The organism is Brachyspira sp. SAP_772, from assembly GCF_009755885.1.
Taxonomy (GTDB): Bacteria; Spirochaetota; Brachyspiria; order Brachyspirales; family Brachyspiraceae; genus Brachyspira.
Genome location: NZ_VYIX01000029.1, coordinates 1 through 1,102, shown reverse-complemented (window position 1 = coordinate 1,102; position 1,102 = coordinate 1). Strand labels below are relative to the sequence as shown.

The following is a 1,102-nucleotide window of genomic DNA, read 5'->3' as shown; positions in this document are numbered from 1 at the left end:
AGAAACATGAAGAGTTTTAGGAAACATAGAAGCTCCTAAGATAGATGTTGGAGAGGGTGCTGTTATACAGGGAGAGATGACTATTACAGGCGGACAAAAAAAGAATATTACAAAAGTGGTAGAAGATTCTTTTAGCGATAAAGTTGAGGCAGAAAATACTTTTGAAAATACAAATGATACAGAGAATCAATCAAATTGATAAATAAAGGAAAGCATTAAAAATGGCTATTAAAATAAAGACACAATCAGAAATAAATGTGATGCGTGAAAGCGGACATATATTCGCAAATGTGTTTAAAGAAGTTTCYAAACTTGTTGAGCCTGGCATATCTACAAAAGAGCTTGATAAGTTTGTTTATGATTATATAAGAAAGCAAAATGCAAAGCCTTCTTTTAAGGGTTATGGAAATCCTCCTTTYCCTGCTTCTATATGTGCTTCTATAAATGATGAAATAATACATGGYATACCTAGCAAAAAAAGAGTATTAAAAGACGGCGATATAATAGGTCTTGATATAGGCGTTTATTATAARGGWTATCATTCAGACAGAGCATTTACTTTTAAGGTTGGCAATGTATCTGCTGARGCTTCAAGACTTGTAGACACAACAATGGAATCATTTTTTAATGGAATAAAACAGATAAGAGATGGTGTTCATTTGGGAGATGTTTCTTATGCCATACAGAAAACTGCAGAAGATGCTGGTTATTCTTTGGTGAGAGAGTTTAACGGTCATGGTGTTGGAGCTAATTTGCATGAAGAGCCTGCTGTGCCTAATAGAGGTAAAAAAGGTTTTGGTCCTCTRCTTAAAACTAATATGGTAATTGCAATAGAGCCTATGGTTAATATGGGACATCATGCTATATATATTGAAGATGATGATTGGACTGTTGTTACAAGAGACGGTTCTTTATCTGCTCATTATGAACATACTGTTGCTGTTAAAGAAGACGGTGTTGAGATACTTACTGCTTTAGAAGATGATGAGATAGTTAATAAATATATGAATAGTTAAAAAAATATATAAGATAAACTTACTGCTTTAGAAGATGATGAGATAGTTAATAAATATATGAATAGTTAAAAAAATATATAAGATAA

At 32.1% G+C, this 1,102-nt stretch carries 1 protein-coding gene and 1 pseudogene; both read left to right on the top strand.

Features of this window, described 5'->3' with window-relative positions:
- Positions 1–10 precede the first annotated feature (10 nt).
- Positions 11–199 (top strand): annotated as a pseudogene (locus tag GQX97_RS12330) (polymer-forming cytoskeletal protein); the annotation flags it as partial.
- A 22-nt stretch (positions 200–221) separates the two neighbouring features.
- Positions 222–1,016, top strand: a complete 795-nt coding sequence (gene map, locus GQX97_RS12325) for a type I methionyl aminopeptidase (protein WP_157152218.1) — start codon at positions 222–224, stop codon at positions 1,014–1,016.
- Positions 1,017–1,102 lie beyond the last annotated feature (86 nt).